General features: G+C 62.1%; 13 protein-coding genes. 6 read left to right on the top strand and 7 right to left on the bottom strand.

The genetic code is table 11. The features are described 5' to 3' along the window. Positions 1 to 158: 158 nt before the first annotated feature. From AC07XB_RS14365 to AC07XB_RS14355, 3 genes are read right to left on the bottom strand one after another with little or no spacing between them, the layout of a single operon-like run. Entirely contained in the window at positions 159 to 2,405 is a 2,247-nt protein-coding gene (locus AC07XB_RS14365) for a xanthine dehydrogenase family protein molybdopterin-binding subunit (protein WP_492828222.1), read from the bottom strand. A 10-nt stretch (positions 2,406 to 2,415) separates the two neighbouring features. Beyond that, positions 2,416 to 2,889, bottom strand: coding sequence for a (2Fe-2S)-binding protein (locus tag AC07XB_RS14360; protein ID WP_492373133.1), 474 nt, complete (start codon positions 2,887 to 2,889; stop codon positions 2,416 to 2,418). 47 nt (positions 2,890 to 2,936) lie between these two features. Further along, positions 2,937 to 4,031 (bottom strand): NADH:flavin oxidoreductase/NADH oxidase, encoded by a 1,095-nt coding sequence (locus AC07XB_RS14355; RefSeq protein WP_492828224.1) that lies wholly within the window; start codon positions 4,029 to 4,031, stop codon positions 2,937 to 2,939. 174 nt (positions 4,032 to 4,205) lie between these two features. Between AC07XB_RS14355 and AC07XB_RS14350 the strand changes: the two genes are divergently transcribed. After that, a complete protein-coding gene (locus AC07XB_RS14350) occupies positions 4,206 to 5,123 on the top strand; it encodes an AraC family transcriptional regulator (RefSeq protein ID WP_492373131.1) in 918 nt (305 codons plus the stop codon). A 294-nt stretch (positions 5,124 to 5,417) separates the two neighbouring features. Here the strand turns inward: AC07XB_RS14350 and AC07XB_RS14345 are convergent, their stop codons facing one another. The 3 genes from AC07XB_RS14345 to AC07XB_RS14335 form a co-directional block, all read right to left on the bottom strand. Then, on the bottom strand, positions 5,418 to 6,512 hold the full coding sequence (locus tag AC07XB_RS14345; protein WP_492828226.1) for a porin: 1,095 nt from the start codon (positions 6,510 to 6,512) through the stop codon (positions 5,418 to 5,420). A 102-nt stretch (positions 6,513 to 6,614) separates the two neighbouring features. Beyond that, positions 6,615 to 7,883 (bottom strand): MFS transporter, encoded by a 1,269-nt coding sequence (locus AC07XB_RS14340; protein ID WP_458766184.1) that lies wholly within the window; start codon positions 7,881 to 7,883, stop codon positions 6,615 to 6,617. Between the two features lie 32 nt (positions 7,884 to 7,915). After that, on the bottom strand, positions 7,916 to 8,527 hold the full coding sequence (locus tag AC07XB_RS14335; protein WP_458766182.1) for a flavin reductase family protein: 612 nt from the start codon (positions 8,525 to 8,527) through the stop codon (positions 7,916 to 7,918). Between the two features lie 60 nt (positions 8,528 to 8,587). Here AC07XB_RS14335 and AC07XB_RS14330 point away from each other — a divergent pair, with 60 nt between their 5' ends. The 5 genes from AC07XB_RS14330 to AC07XB_RS14310 all read left to right on the top strand — a co-directional run bounded on the left by AC07XB_RS14330 (position 8,588) and on the right by AC07XB_RS14310 (position 12,969). Continuing rightward, entirely contained in the window at positions 8,588 to 9,115 is a 528-nt protein-coding gene (locus tag AC07XB_RS14330; RefSeq protein ID WP_492810679.1) for a MarR family winged helix-turn-helix transcriptional regulator, read from the top strand. Positions 9,116 to 9,391: 276 nt separating this feature from the next. Beyond that, positions 9,392 to 10,660 carry an acyl-CoA dehydrogenase family protein gene (locus tag AC07XB_RS14325; RefSeq protein WP_492373127.1) on the top strand — a complete coding sequence of 423 codons (1,269 nt, stop codon included), beginning with the start codon at positions 9,392 to 9,394 and terminating at the stop codon, positions 10,658 to 10,660. A 73-nt stretch (positions 10,661 to 10,733) separates the two neighbouring features. Then, positions 10,734 to 11,711, top strand: coding sequence for an amidohydrolase family protein (locus AC07XB_RS14320; RefSeq protein ID WP_492373126.1), 978 nt, complete (start codon positions 10,734 to 10,736; stop codon positions 11,709 to 11,711). A 57-nt stretch (positions 11,712 to 11,768) separates the two neighbouring features. Next, positions 11,769 to 12,626: an intradiol ring-cleavage dioxygenase gene (locus AC07XB_RS14315; RefSeq protein WP_492828229.1), complete on the top strand. Its 858-nt coding sequence runs from the start codon at positions 11,769 to 11,771 to the stop codon at positions 12,624 to 12,626. A 37-nt stretch (positions 12,627 to 12,663) separates the two neighbouring features. After that, on the top strand, positions 12,664 to 12,969 hold the full coding sequence (locus AC07XB_RS14310; RefSeq protein ID WP_492373125.1) for a Dabb family protein: 306 nt from the start codon (positions 12,664 to 12,666) through the stop codon (positions 12,967 to 12,969). Between the two features lie 115 nt (positions 12,970 to 13,084). Here AC07XB_RS14310 and AC07XB_RS14305 read toward each other — a convergent pair whose 3' ends face one another. Further along, on the bottom strand, positions 13,085 to 13,474 hold the full coding sequence (locus AC07XB_RS14305) for an ester cyclase (RefSeq protein WP_492373124.1): 390 nt from the start codon (positions 13,472 to 13,474) through the stop codon (positions 13,085 to 13,087). Positions 13,475 to 13,484: the final 10 nt, after the last annotated feature.

Genomic DNA, 13,484 nt, shown 5'->3' with positions numbered 1-13,484 from the left:
GGATGTCGAAAGAAGAACATCGAGAGCGGCAAGCAAGCACGGTGGGCAAGACGAAACGATGCCCAAGCGATCTGGCAGACGTGCAGCCCCGGCGTCTGCCAGATCAGCCCAGCGGGGTGTGCACACAGAGGAGACCGGAATCTCCCAATAACGTCCGGTCAGGCCAAGTTGAAGGGCAACTGCCGCTGGGGCTTGCCGGTGAGGCGTGCAATGGCGTTGGCAAACGCTGGTGCGAGCGGCGGCAGGCCCGGTTCGCCCATGCCGGTGGGTGGGTCGGCGCTGGGCACGATGTGGACATCGAATGCGGGGGTATCCGTGATGCGCGCCACGGTGAAGTCGCCGAAATTGCTTTGCTCGACGATGCCGTCCTTTAGCGTGATGGCCGAGCCTGCCATGCACATGGACAGAGCCATGACCGCCGCACCTTGCACCTGCGCCTCCACCGTCCGAGGATTCACTACCAGGTTGCAATGCACGCCAGCGGTAACGCGGTGCAGCACCGGACGGCCATCCCGCACCGCAGCCTCCACGACGTAAGCCACCACTGAGTCGAAGGACTCGTGAACAGCGACACCCCAGGCGCGGCCCGAAGGCAATTGCTTCTTGCCGTAGCCGCTCTTGTCCACCGCCAGTTGCAATGCGGCGCGGTGCCGCGGATTCTTGTCACCGAACAGGCCCATGCGGTACGCCACCGGATCCTGTTTGGTGGCGCGCGCAATCTCGTCCAGCAAGGTTTCCATGACGTATGCGGTATGGGTGGAACCCACGCTGCGCCACCACAGAACCGGTACGTTTAGCTTGGGGTGGTGAACAGTCAGGCGCATCGGTAGCGGGTAGGGAGCACGCATACCCTCCGTGGCCGTGGCGTCGATGCCGTTCTTTATCTGGAATTCCCCGAACACAGTCCCGGTCGTGATGGATTGACCAACGATGACGTGGTCCCAGGCCAGCACCTTGCCGCGCTCATCGAAGCCGATGCGCGCGCGGTGCAGGTGCATGGGGCGGTAGTAGCCGCCTTTTATGTCGTCCTCGCGGCTCCAGAGCGTGCGCACCGGCGCGTTCATGCCGGCGGCGCGAGCGGCCTTCGCGACCTCGCAGGCCTCGACCACATAGTCGCTGGTGCCCACGAAACGCCGGCCAAAGCCGCCCCCCGCCATTTGCACATGGATCTTCACCTGCTCGGGCTTGAGATCCAGCGCACGCGCGGCGGCGATACCGTCGAGACCCGGGCACTGGGTGCCGACCCACAGTTCGGCATGCCCGTCAGACAGTTGGACGGTGCAGTTCAGCGGCTCCATCGGTGCGTGGGCCAGGTAGGGGAACACGAACTCGGCTTCGAGCTGGTGCGCAGCGGTGGCCAGGGATGCCATGTCGGCGTCGAACTGGCGCGGCCCGGGACGACGGGCCAGGTCGCGGTACTGGGCCAGCAACCGTTCGCTGTCCACCTTTTCCACCGCGCCCGTATCCCACTGCAACTTCAGTGCGTCGCGCCCCTGCTTGGCAGGCCAGTAGCCGTCGGCCACCACCGCAATGCCTTCGCCGCCGCGGTCCAGCGGCACGCGCAGCACGGCCCTCACCCCTTTGACGGCGCGCGCGGCGCTATCGTCCATCGTGTTCAGCCGGGCGCCGAACACTGGCGGATGCGCCACCACAGCGGTGAGCTGACCAGGGAGATGCACGTCAATGCCGAAGTCCTGACGCCCACTGCTCTTGGCGCGCGCGTCGAGGCGTGTCGTGGGGCGCCCAATAATGCGGAAGTCCTGCGGGTTCTTGAGGGTGACGTTCTCGGGCACGGGCAGGGCCATGGCGGCCTCGGCCAGCTCGCCGTAGGTCAGCTTCCTGCTGCCCGGGCCCAGCACAGCCCCGGCCCGGGTACGCAGCGTCGACACGTCCATGTTCCAGCGTGCTGCCGCGGCAGAAAGCAACATCGCGCGGGCACGCGCACCGAGTTCTCGGTACTGCGTGAAGCTGTTCTTGACCGAATGGGAGCCACCGGTAAGGTGAATGCCGAATAGCGGGTCGACGAAGGCCGCGTCGTTCGAGCCGTGCCGGCTACGCACCAGGTTCCAGTCGGCGTCCAGCTCCTCGGCGAGAATCATCGGCAACGCGGTCTGTACGCCTTGGCCGAACTCAAGCCGGTTGATGGTCACCATGACTTCGCCATTTGGGGAAATCTGCACGAAGGCCAAGGGCTGCTGCGTCGGCTTCAGGGCATTCGTAGCCTGGCCGTTTCCAGTAGCTTGCCCTATCGCCAGATGCGGGAAGGCACCGAGCGCCAGGCCGGCAGTGCCCGTCAGTTTCAGGAAGCTACGGCGCGACAGCCTGGCGGCGTTGTCGGCGTGGTCTCGCTCCAGCATATGCAGAAGGGCGCGCGGCATTTCGCTGTAGTCAAATTTGGGCAACATGGCGGCTCCTTCAGGCGACGGACTTGGCGGCATCGGCCACCGCGGCGCGGATGCGGGCGTAGGTGCCACATCGGCAGATATTGCCCGCCATGGCGGCATCGATCTCGGCGGCGGTTGGTTGCTTGCCGCGAGGTAGCGATTTCAGAAAGGCGATAGCGCTCATGATCTGCCCGCTCTGGCAGTAACCGCACTGCGCCACGTCGTGCTTGACCCACGCCGCATGCACAGCGGTTCCGAGCCGGTCGCTGCCATCGGTGGCGGCCTCGATGGTGCCAATCTTCTTGCCCTCAGCGGCTGAGATCGGCGTGATGCACGAGCGGATGGCTTGCCCGTCCAGATGCACGGTGCAAGCGCCGCACAACGCGGCACCGCAGCCGAACTTCGTGCCGGTCATGCCAAGTGTGTCGCGTAGGGCCCATAGAATGGGCGTGCCGGGATCGGCGTCTACCGTGTGCTCACGGCCGTTGACGTTGAGTTTGCTCATGCTGGTTCGATTCTCCGTAGACTTTCATTCGCGCGAGCCTGCCGATCTCAGTTGGCCCAGTTCTGCAACCAGAAGGCGTAGGGTGTGGGCAGCACCGACGCCGCATTCTCGAGCTTGAGATCGCGCGCCGCATGGAAAGGCCAATGCGGATTCGCCAGCAGGGTACGCGCTAAGAAGACGAGGTCCAGTTGCCCCTCACGAACAAAGGTGTCGGCCTCTTGCGCGCTGGTGATCTGCCAGCTCGTTGCAACTGGCAGACTGGTTTGCGCGCGAATCCGTTGTGCGTAGGGCACCAAGAAATTGGGCCCCCATGGCACTTGTTCTTCCGAGGTCGACAGGGCAAGTCCCGCGTCGACGAGATCCAGGCCGGCATCCTTGAGCCACTTCAGGACCTGAACGGAATCCGTGAGCGTTTCGTCTTCGCGGCCGTCAAATTCCACAACACCCAGGCGCGCAGTTAGCGGAAGGTTTTCCGGCCATACCTTCCTCACTGCGGCCACTGTCTCGATCAGAAAGCGGGCGCGATTCTCCAGCGAGCCGCCGTAGTGGTCGTCCCGCGCATTGGAGTGAGTGGACAGGAAGTTCTGCCCGAGAAAGCCATGGGCAAAATGAAGTTCCAGCCACTGGAATCCAGCCTGCAGGGCGCGGCGTGCGGCATCTACGAAGTGCTGCTGCGTGTCTTGGATGTCCTCAACGCGCATCTCGCGTGGCGTATGCGCACTGGCGGGCATGAAGGGCAACGCGCTTGGCGCCACCGGTTGCCAGGCTCGCGGGTCCTTCTCGTTCAGCGGCGCACCGCCCTCCCAGGGCGGAGTGCAGCCGGCTTTGCGACCGGCGTGGCCAATCTGGATACCCGCTACGGCGCCGCCGGCCTTGATGGCCTTGGCCGCAGATGCGAGGCCTGCAATGTGAGAATCTCCCCACAGGCCCACATCGCCAGGCGTGATCCGTCCCTCCGGCGACACGGCCGTGGCTTCAACGATGACGAGTCCAGCGCCGCCGCGGGCCAGCGTCGCATAGTGACTTTGGTGCCAGTCGTTGAGGTGCCCATCCTCAGCCATGTACTGGCACATGGGGGAGGCGACGATACGATTACGAAGGGTGACGCCCTTCAAGGTGTAGGGCGAGAAAAGGGACGGCATCGGGAAAGCTCCGGGTAAGCATCAACGGGAGCCAGTTTGAGGGATCAGGCGTCGAAACCGTTTGCCAGATTTGCGCCACTTTTTGCACAATTCGACGAATAGCGCGCCATCAGGGTAGGTTGGCTTCGGCCCGGTGCTAGACTCCGAGCAGCAAACCGAGGGCCGAAAAGGACGATGAACGCGAGCGACAGCAAGAGTATTCCCGTCAAGGCTGCGGGCATTGATGCCCTCGTGGAGGCAATCAGCCGGGTTGCCCAAAGCGATGGCGACTACTCCACTGCAATTTCAGGCTTGACTCTCCACCGCAGGAGTGCCGCCGCAGAACCCATGCCGTGCATCTACGGGTTCGGCCTGGGTGTTGTCGCTCAGGGCGGCAAGCAGGTCATGCTCGGTGATGACGTATTCAACTATGGTCCCGGGCAATCCATGTTGACCACTATCGACCTGCCGGTCGTGTCAAATGTGACCATAGCTACGCCGGCCGCTCCGTTTCTTGGCCTGATGCTGGCCATGGATCCGCGCGTCATCGTGCAACTGGCGGCCGAGATGGAATTGGCGCAGCCCCCGAAGGAGAGTTCAGACCGGGCAATTTCATTCAGTGACCTTGAGGCGCACGTTCTGGATGCGTTGATCCGCCTCGTTCGATTGCTCGATGAGCCAAAGCTGATACCCCAAGTCTCCTTGTTGATTCAACGGGAGATCGCCGTACGCCTGCTGGCGGGAGGCAATGGCCCGGCACTTCGAAAGCTGGTAGCGACAGGTTCACCGAGTCAACAGATCGCCAGGGCGGTGGCCTGGCTCAAGTTGAATTTCGCTCAGACTCTGCACGTCGACAAGCTTGCGGCGACTGCGCACATGAGCCCATCTACGTTTCGGCAGCACTTTCGCGCCATCACTGGCACGAGCCCGCTCCAGTACCAGAAGCAATTGCGTCTCCAGCAGGCGCGTCAGCTCATGTTCAGCCAAAACCTCGACGCGGGAAGTGCAAGCCTGCAAGTTGGGTATGAAAGTGCATCACAGTTCAGTCGAGAATATGCACGCCTTTTCGGCGCCCCTCCATTGCGTGATATTCAGCGGCTGCGCATTGGGTGAAAAGCAAACGCAGTCGTCTTGGCATGGGGGCCCATTTGGTAGGCCCACGAGCGATTGGAAAATCGCTTTTCATGGCGCGTTGGCGAATGACCGTGCGGTCGTCTCTAAAGCTAGTCTTCGCTGCGGAGCAAATGACCGAGAATGGTTGCGCGGTTCGGTGCTCGCAATGGTTGGATCGGGCAATTGCAGTCGTCGCAGCCAAGAAGCCCCCCTGGGTTCACCAATAATGATTGCTGAAGCCGAAGCGAGAGGAGCTGGCGCGAGAGCCCGCTCTTCTCATCTTTCATTCACCCCTCAGAAGATATGCTTCACGCCAAACATGGCGCCGAGTTGATTGCCGCCCGGCGCCGGATTCGACCCCGTCGCCCCCGAACTGACCGACAAGGCCAGGCTCCCCCGGTTGTCGATGAAGCCAGCCGTTGCGTACACGGAGGTCCGCTTGGAGAACGCGTACGTTCCGCGCGCCGCGTATAGCCAGGCCTTATTGGCGCTGCTGTGGTAGCGCAGGTGGAAAACCTCACCGTCGACACTGAATGCCGGTGTCACGGCGTACGAGATGCCGCCGTACCAGAGATCACTGAGGGGCGTGGAAGTACTGCCATTGTTGTCGCGCCGGATCCAGCCTCCGCCCAGCTTGGCCACACCGATATTGGCGTAGCCGTTGACCGACAGGCGATCGTCTTTCAGCCCGCTGCTGGTAAGACCTGCGAACGCCCCTGGCGCGCCACGCAGCGAATCATAGGCCACGCCTGCGCCCCATGCTTTTGCATCGTACTTCAGCAGCGCCGACCACTCTCTGCAAGCGAGGTGATCGGCGGGATTCTCGCCGGCGCAGTTGGTGCCAGCCGGTCCTGGCCCAGCATTGGCGCCGTCTCGCCCGAAACTGTAGGTTGCGCCAAGTGTCACGCCTCCAAACGTGCCCTTGTATGAGACGGCGTTGTCCGCGCGAGCATTCGGCAGGTAGCTGTCCAGAGACGAGGAGCCGAACGTGTTCGGTCCCAGCATGTCGGCGTCGAGCGTCGACCAGAACAGCATGGTGTACTGCCGCCCAAGTGCTACTTGGCCCCACGCTCCGGTAAGGCCCACCCAAGCCTGACGCCCAAACAGCCTGCCGCCCTGGTTCGACACACCTGAGTCTGGCGCAAAGCCTGATTCGAGCGCGAACGCGGCCTTAAGGCCGCTGCCGAGATCTTCGGTACCGCGCATGCCCCATCGCGAGGGCACCGCGCCGGACAGATTGTCCATGCGCGCCACGCTGCTGTTGCCTGCGCCTATGTGATTCACGTACTCGATGCCAGTGTCGACCACGCCGTATAGCGTCACATTTTGCGCTTTGACGGCGCAAGGCACTGCAAAGGCCACGCTGGCCGCCAGAATGCTGAATTTCATGTCTCCTCCATTCTTGTTCTAGTTAATTTAGGCACGCAGTGACCCAGGCCGGCGCGGTGGCCGACCAGTGTGTTACTGCGTCATTGCTTACTCAGTGAAGTGTCAAGCAGCGTGTTCGCGCTTGGCCGCGGCCTGCCGGCGAAGCAGGAGTGCGGCCAGGGCCGCGACTGCTGTTGGCGCGGCCATCCAGGCGACCATGGCCAGATAGCTCCACCCTTGTGACAGGAGGAACCCGCCAATCAAGGGCCCCAGCACCGTTCCGACGCGCCCCACGCCAAGAGCCCATCCCACCGCGGTAACGCGAATGCGCGTCGGATAGAGTTCCGTTACGACCCCGTTCATCAGGAGTTGCGAGCCGACCAGGCCGGCACCTGTCAGGAAGGTTGCGATCATGAGCAACTGGCTGTTGCCACCGCTTGCCGCGACGACGATGATTCCGAACACGGCGGCCGCGTATGACGCAGCGATTAGCGACAAAGGGTGGAAACGACGAACGGACGCACTTAGCAAGGCGCCGCCCACTACCCCGCCCAGGTTCAGGAGCGCAGTGGTAACGATGGAAAGCGACACGCTCATCCCCCGTTGCTTGAGGAGCGTCGGAAGCCAGGCCGTCATCGTGAACACAACCAACAGCGTGCAGAAGTAGGCGAGCCAAACCAGAAGCGTGGTCCGGCGGTGGTCGCTCCGGAACAGCTCGGATACGCTTGGGGGAGTTACTACGCCGGAGGTCGGCTCTTGCGTGATGGTCTTTTGCGACATGGCGCCGAAGCTCGGAGACTCGGGGAGCCGCAGAAGCAGACCCAGGGCCACCAGCAGCGGTAATCCGCCACCAAGGTAGAAAACGACTTGCCAGCCAAACTTCCCGATCAGCGCGGCGCTGACGAAGCCGCCAACCACGGCCCCGAGCGGATAGCCCGAAAACATGATGGTCACCATACGCGCCCTGGCTGTGGGTGACGACACCTCCGAGGTCAGGGCAATCAGATTCGGCATGGCTCCGCCCAGCCCGATGCCGGTCAGGAAGCGCAGCACCAGCACCTGCTCGATGGAGCCGGCGTAGGCCGTCGCCAGGGCGAAGCCGCCAAACACGATAGTCGACCCAATGATCACGGGCCTTCGGCCAATCTTGTCGGCATAGGGTCCGACGAAGAGTGTGCCGACGGTCAGCCCCAGCAAGCCAGCCGCGAACACCAGGCCGAAAGATGCCGCAGGAATGCGCCAGGCCTCTGCGAGCACGGGGGCGACATAGGCGATGGCCTGCGTATCAAATCCATCCAGCAGTGCAACGAGGGCGCACCAGAAGGCAACCTCACCGGGAACTGCGCGCGTGGCCACTCGCGTCCCCGCCAACGAAGTACTTGTACGATCCATGGTTCTATCCAGGTAAAGGGCCGATGGCGGCATCAAGCCGGTTGCAGGCAGGCATAGTTGCCAGCGTGGAAGGCGAGGGGATTCGCATCGCAGTAGGTGTAGCGCTGCACGAGGCCGTAGAAGATCACGTGATCGCCCACGACCTGGTGGGAGATGCGCTTGCATTCGAACGTCGCCAGCGCTCCCTTGAGCGTGGGCAGGCTCCCGATTCCGCTATCGAATGCGTCCTCGATTTCCGTGAACTTGTCCATTTGGGGCCGGCAGAAGTGGCGGGAGATATCGATCTGATCGGCATGCAGCACGTTAATGCAGAAGTGTTCTGCGGTAATAAACGTGGCAAGGCTGCCAGCGCCCCGACGCAAGCTCCACAGGACGATAGGCGGCTCCAGCGAAACGGAGCTGAACGAATTCGCGGTCAGGCCCTCGCGCTTGCCGTCGGATCCCATGGTTGTGATCAGGCATACCCCGGTAGCAAAGCGCCCCAATGCGTTGCGCAGATCGCGCGGATCGAAGTCCGGCGCTGCTAGTTTGCCGTTCGGCAGATCGCCCGGCGAAGTGGCCCATGCACTTTCCCAGCTCATGATAGTCTCCTCAGAGTTTGTTCCCGAAACGGTGGTGCCGCTCAGGCTTACATGCATGTGCATGCTAAAATTCGCTTCGCACCGACACTGCGACGCTGTATGGACAGCCACCGACCCGCCAGCATGAAGCCGACCAAAAAAAGTACTCAGTCCGTTGCTCGAGAAGCGAAGCCGAAATCCCGGGGCATCGAGCCTGCTATTGCTGCGGTTCCGGAGGGATTCGACCTAGAGCAATCGGTGCCGTATCTCCTCAATCGTGCTGGTGTAGGCATTGGCGTAGCCTTCTCGAAGTACCTGCGGCAGTTCGACATTACGTTGCCCGGTTACCGCGTACTCGCCTCACTCTCGCACCGCGACGAGCAGGCCATTGTTGAGCTCGCGGAGCACACCAGCATCGACGTCTCCACGCTGTCGCGCCTGATCACTTCGCTCGAGGAGAAGGGCCTGGTTGCCCGCCGCCGCGACACTGCGGATGCGCGTTCGATCAAAATTCAACTGCTTGCCCCGGGTGCCCAGCTCGCTTCCCAGACCATCCCGCTTGGCGCCTTGTTCGAAAGGGTGGTCATCGCTGGCTTCAGCGCGGAGGAAGTTAAGGTGCTCAAGCAGATGCTAGTACGCATGTATTCCAACCTTTCGCCGCTTGCCGGCTAGCATCTATATATTTGCGTTTGCAAGTTAATTAAGAGTATAGATTCTCGCGCCTGCTCTGAGCAGAATTCTTGCCTCGGGGTTTTTCCTAAGGGGGAATCCCCTATGTGGCGCCAAATTCCAGCTTTCCCTGGTGCTGATGCGGCGCAACGCCGCATTCACTTTCTGGAAAAGCACTCGAACTAGGGTAACTCCTTACGTCAAAATATTTGCGTTTGCAAATAACTGGACGTAGATTTCAGGCAGGCAACGACGCCATGTCCCGAAACGAGTGCAGCGATGAACGATTCCCCCAACCCCACCCAGGCCTCCCGCGTGGATGCGGCAGGCGCCCCAGGCAGGCACTCGCCAGTGGCGAGTGCGCCCGAGCTCTCCAGGTTGATGGAGCGCGCCAGGGAGATCTCTGAAGGCTTCCTGAGGCCGCATGCCCAGCGGACTGAAGAGGCACGGCGCGTCTCCGAAGAGGCCACGGCGCTCTTTCGCGACGCAGGCTTCTTCCGGCTCATGCAGCCTGCGCGCTTCGGCGGTTACGAGTACGGTTTCTCGGCGTTCGTGGACATCATCAGCGAGCTCGGGCGAGGCTGCCCCTCGTCGGCCTGGGGCTGCTCGTTGGGCAGCGTCCACCAGTGGCTTCTCGGCACTTTTCCGGCTCAGGCTCAGGAGGACGTCTGGGGTACCAATCCGGATGCTATCGTGTGCGGCTCCTATGCCCCGACGGTAAAGGCCGAGCGCGTTCAGGACGGCTACGTCGTCGCGGGCAGATGGCACTGGGCTTCGAATATCGACAATTCCCAGTGGGCGTTGATCGGCGTGCAGTTCGCGCCGGACGACGAGACACCGGTGCCACATGCTGGGTTCCTGCTCGTCCCGCGTGAGCAATGGACAATCCATGACGACTGGTTCACGGCCGGCCAGGCGGGCACCGGCTCCAAGGCTGTCGACATCAAGGTCCCCACACTGGTGCCGGCTCATCGGAAGCTGACATTCGCTCAGGCCTCATCTAACCTGCCGCCCGGCGCGGTGGTGAACACCAATCCGCTTTACCGCATCCCTTTCTTGTCGGCGCTGCCGGTGTGTCTGGTGTCGCCGATACTGGGCGCGGCGCAAGGCGCTATCGATGCCTTCCTTGCCGCCGCGGGCTCGCGCGTCACGCGTGGCGCGGTGGCGGGGGGAGGCAGCCGCCTTGCAGAGTTTTTCCCGGTCCAGTCTCGGGTCGCAGAAGCATCGGCGATGATTGATGCCGCCCGCCTGCTGATCTATCGCGACGTGGCCGAAGTAGAGCGACTTGCCCTGGCTGGCCAGGAAATCGACGTTGATACACGTATCCGCAACCGACTCGACCATGCCTTCGCCGCGCGGCTCGCTCGCGATTCGATCAATGCCATTTTCGACAACACGGGCGGCAACGGCCTGGCGCTGTCGCAGCCGATCCAGCGCCTCTGGCGTGACGGCAATGCCATCGCCAAGCACATCAGCCTGAATTGGGATGCGGTGTCTTCAATGGCCGGCCAGCATTTGCTTGGCCTGGAGGCCAAGGGGCAGTACTGAGCCGCATCGACGACGCCTCCCTCACGTTCACCGGACCTATCCCGGGACCTTAGATTCGACAACAAGGAACACCATGCAAGGAAAGATTGGACTGGAAGAGCATTTCGCCATTCCCGAGACGCTCAACGACTCCGCCGGCTTCGTCCCTGGCGACTATTGGAAGGAATTGAGCCGGCGGCTGCTCGACATCCAGGATGACCGCCTGCGGCAGATGGACGAGAACGGCATGGAGATGATGCTGTTGTCCCTGAATGCGCCAGCGATTCAGGCGATCCCCGATCGCAAGAAGGCGTGCGAGCTGGCAGTCCGTGCCAACGATTTTCTGGCGGAGCAGGTGGCGCGGCGTCCAGACCGGTTCCAGGGGCTGGCGGCACTGCCACTGCAGGATCCGGACTTCGCCACGACGGAGCTCACGCGCTGCATCCGGGATTTGGGCATGCGCGGGGCGCTGGTCAACGGCTTCTCGCAGATCGATTCACCCGAGAACGTCGTCTACTACGACGCGCCGCAATACGCGTCGTTCTGGGCTGCCGTGGAAAAACTGGATGTGCCGTTTTACCTGCATCCGCGCAACCCGATCGCATCATGGGCCCAGATCTACGAAGGTCACCCCTGGCTGCTGGGTCCGACGTGGGCATTCGGGCAGGAGACCGCGGTCCACGCCTTGCGCCTGATGGCTTCCGGTCTGTTCGACCGGCATCCCGCGTTGCAGATCGTCCTCGGCCACCTGGGCGAGGGACTGCCGTACAGCCTGTGGCGCATGGACAACCGCAATGCCTGGGTCGACACCCCCAAGTCTTATCCCGCGCAGGAGAGCTTCCGCCACTATTTCCAACGGAACTTCCATCTGACCACATCCGGCAATTTCCACAACCAGACGCTGATCGATGCCATTCTGGAGGTCGGCGCGGACCGCATCCTGTTCTCGACGGACTGGCCATTCGAGAACGTCGATCATGCCGCGAAGTGGTTTGACCACGCGAGTATCAGCGAGGCGGATCGCGAGAAGATCGGCCGCGGCAATGCCATCAAGCTGTTCAAACTGAAGTAGCCGGTGGGCGTCCGCCGCTGCGGACGCCACGACACCTTCATCGGGATCATGGTGACAATGAAAGACATCGACGAAGTCAGCATCACCCAGGCCGTGCTCGCAGCCAACCGGTCGGGGAATCCGCGCCTGGTCAAGATTATGGAGAGTCTGGTCAAGCACCTCCACGAATTTGCCCGTGAAGTGGAGTTGACGGAAGCGGAGTGGCATCAAGGGATCCGCTTCCTGACCGAAACCGGCCAGATGTGCGACGACAAGCGCCAGGAGTTCATCCTGCTCTCCGACACACTGGGTCTCTCCACGCTGGTGACTGCATTGAACAACTGCAAACCGCCTGGCTGCACCGAGGCCACGGTATTCGGCCCGTTCTACGTGGAAGACTCGCCCGTCGTGGAGAACGGCGGGGATATCGCCAATGGAGCCCGTGGCATCCCGTGCTTCGTTTCCGGGACCGTCAGGGGACTCGGCGGCGAACCGGTCGCCGGTGCGGAAGTGGCAGTCTGGCAATCCGATGACGAAGGCTTCTACGATGTCCAGCGTGCCGGGCTCGATCACCTTCAGGGCAGGGGCAGGGTCCGCACGGATGCCACGGGTGCTTTCCATTTCCGCTCGATCCTGGCCGTGCCTTATCCGATTCCCTATGACGGTCCTGTAGGCCGCATGCTGCAGGCTCTGGAGCGTCATCCGTGGCGGCCGGCGCACCTGCACTTCAAGATCGAAGCCGAAAGCTATGAGCGGCTGATCACACATATCTTCCGCAGCGATGGCCCGTATCTCGACTCAGATGCCGTGTTCGGTGTCCGTTCGACCCTAGTCTCCAACTGGATCTCGCACCCGGCCGGCATCGCCCCCGACGGGTCTGAACTGGATCAACCCTACTACACCTTGCACCATGACTTTGTCCTCAACCGATGCTAATTCCCGTCACAGTGATTCCACCTTTCAGGAGCCGCGCATGATCCGTCATATAGTCATGTGGAAGGTCGCGGCCGGCAGCGACGCCGAACGCCAGGCCGCCTGCGAACTGGTGAGGCGCCAGTTCGAGAGCCTGGCCGGCCGCGTTCCCGGGCTGCTGCAAATCGAGGTTGGCGTGGACATCAGCCGTATCGACTACGCCGCTGATGTCGTGCTGCTGTCCGATTTCGAGTCTGTGTCCGCGTTGCGCGCCTATGCCGATCACCCCGCCCATACCGCAGTGCGCGACGCACTGGAGGGTGTCCGTATTTGGCGACAGCAGGTGGACTACGCCGTTCCCAACTGAAAGGAAGCGAGCCGGCCATCACCGAGATGGTCACCAAGGTACATCAATGGTTCGGCAGAATGGGCACGCTAATCGGCACGTCCCTTGCGTATCGTGACGAATAGCTCCAATGGGGTTACGTCGGAACAGCGCCGATCTGTTGAAGCAAGGAAAGCAGATCGGGTTGCCCGCGCTCTTCGACAAATTGCCCACCAGACAACCGGTAGAAGTTCGTCGCTTGAACTTCAATTTTCTTGCCTGTGGGAGGAATGTTGAAGAAGGTGCCCTGGTGCGTACCACGCATCGTGAATCGAGCTGCCACTTTCTCACCTTCAGCGACCAACTCTTCCAGCGTCCATTGAATATCCGGAAATCCACCGCGCATCATGCCTATGATCTCAAGATAGCCGGCCGGACCCACCACGGGCTCTGGCCGACCCGGAACATGGAATATTGCGTCAGGAGAAATGAGCTCTTTGGCGAGTTGCTCGCTGGCGGTGTTAATGAAGTCCACAAAGCGGGACATGATTAGTTTG

It is taken from the genome of Cupriavidus sp. GW821-FHT02F09 (assembly GCF_059421605.1).
Note: the sequence above shows the minus strand (reverse complement) of the source record. Positions and strands in the feature narration are given on the sequence as shown.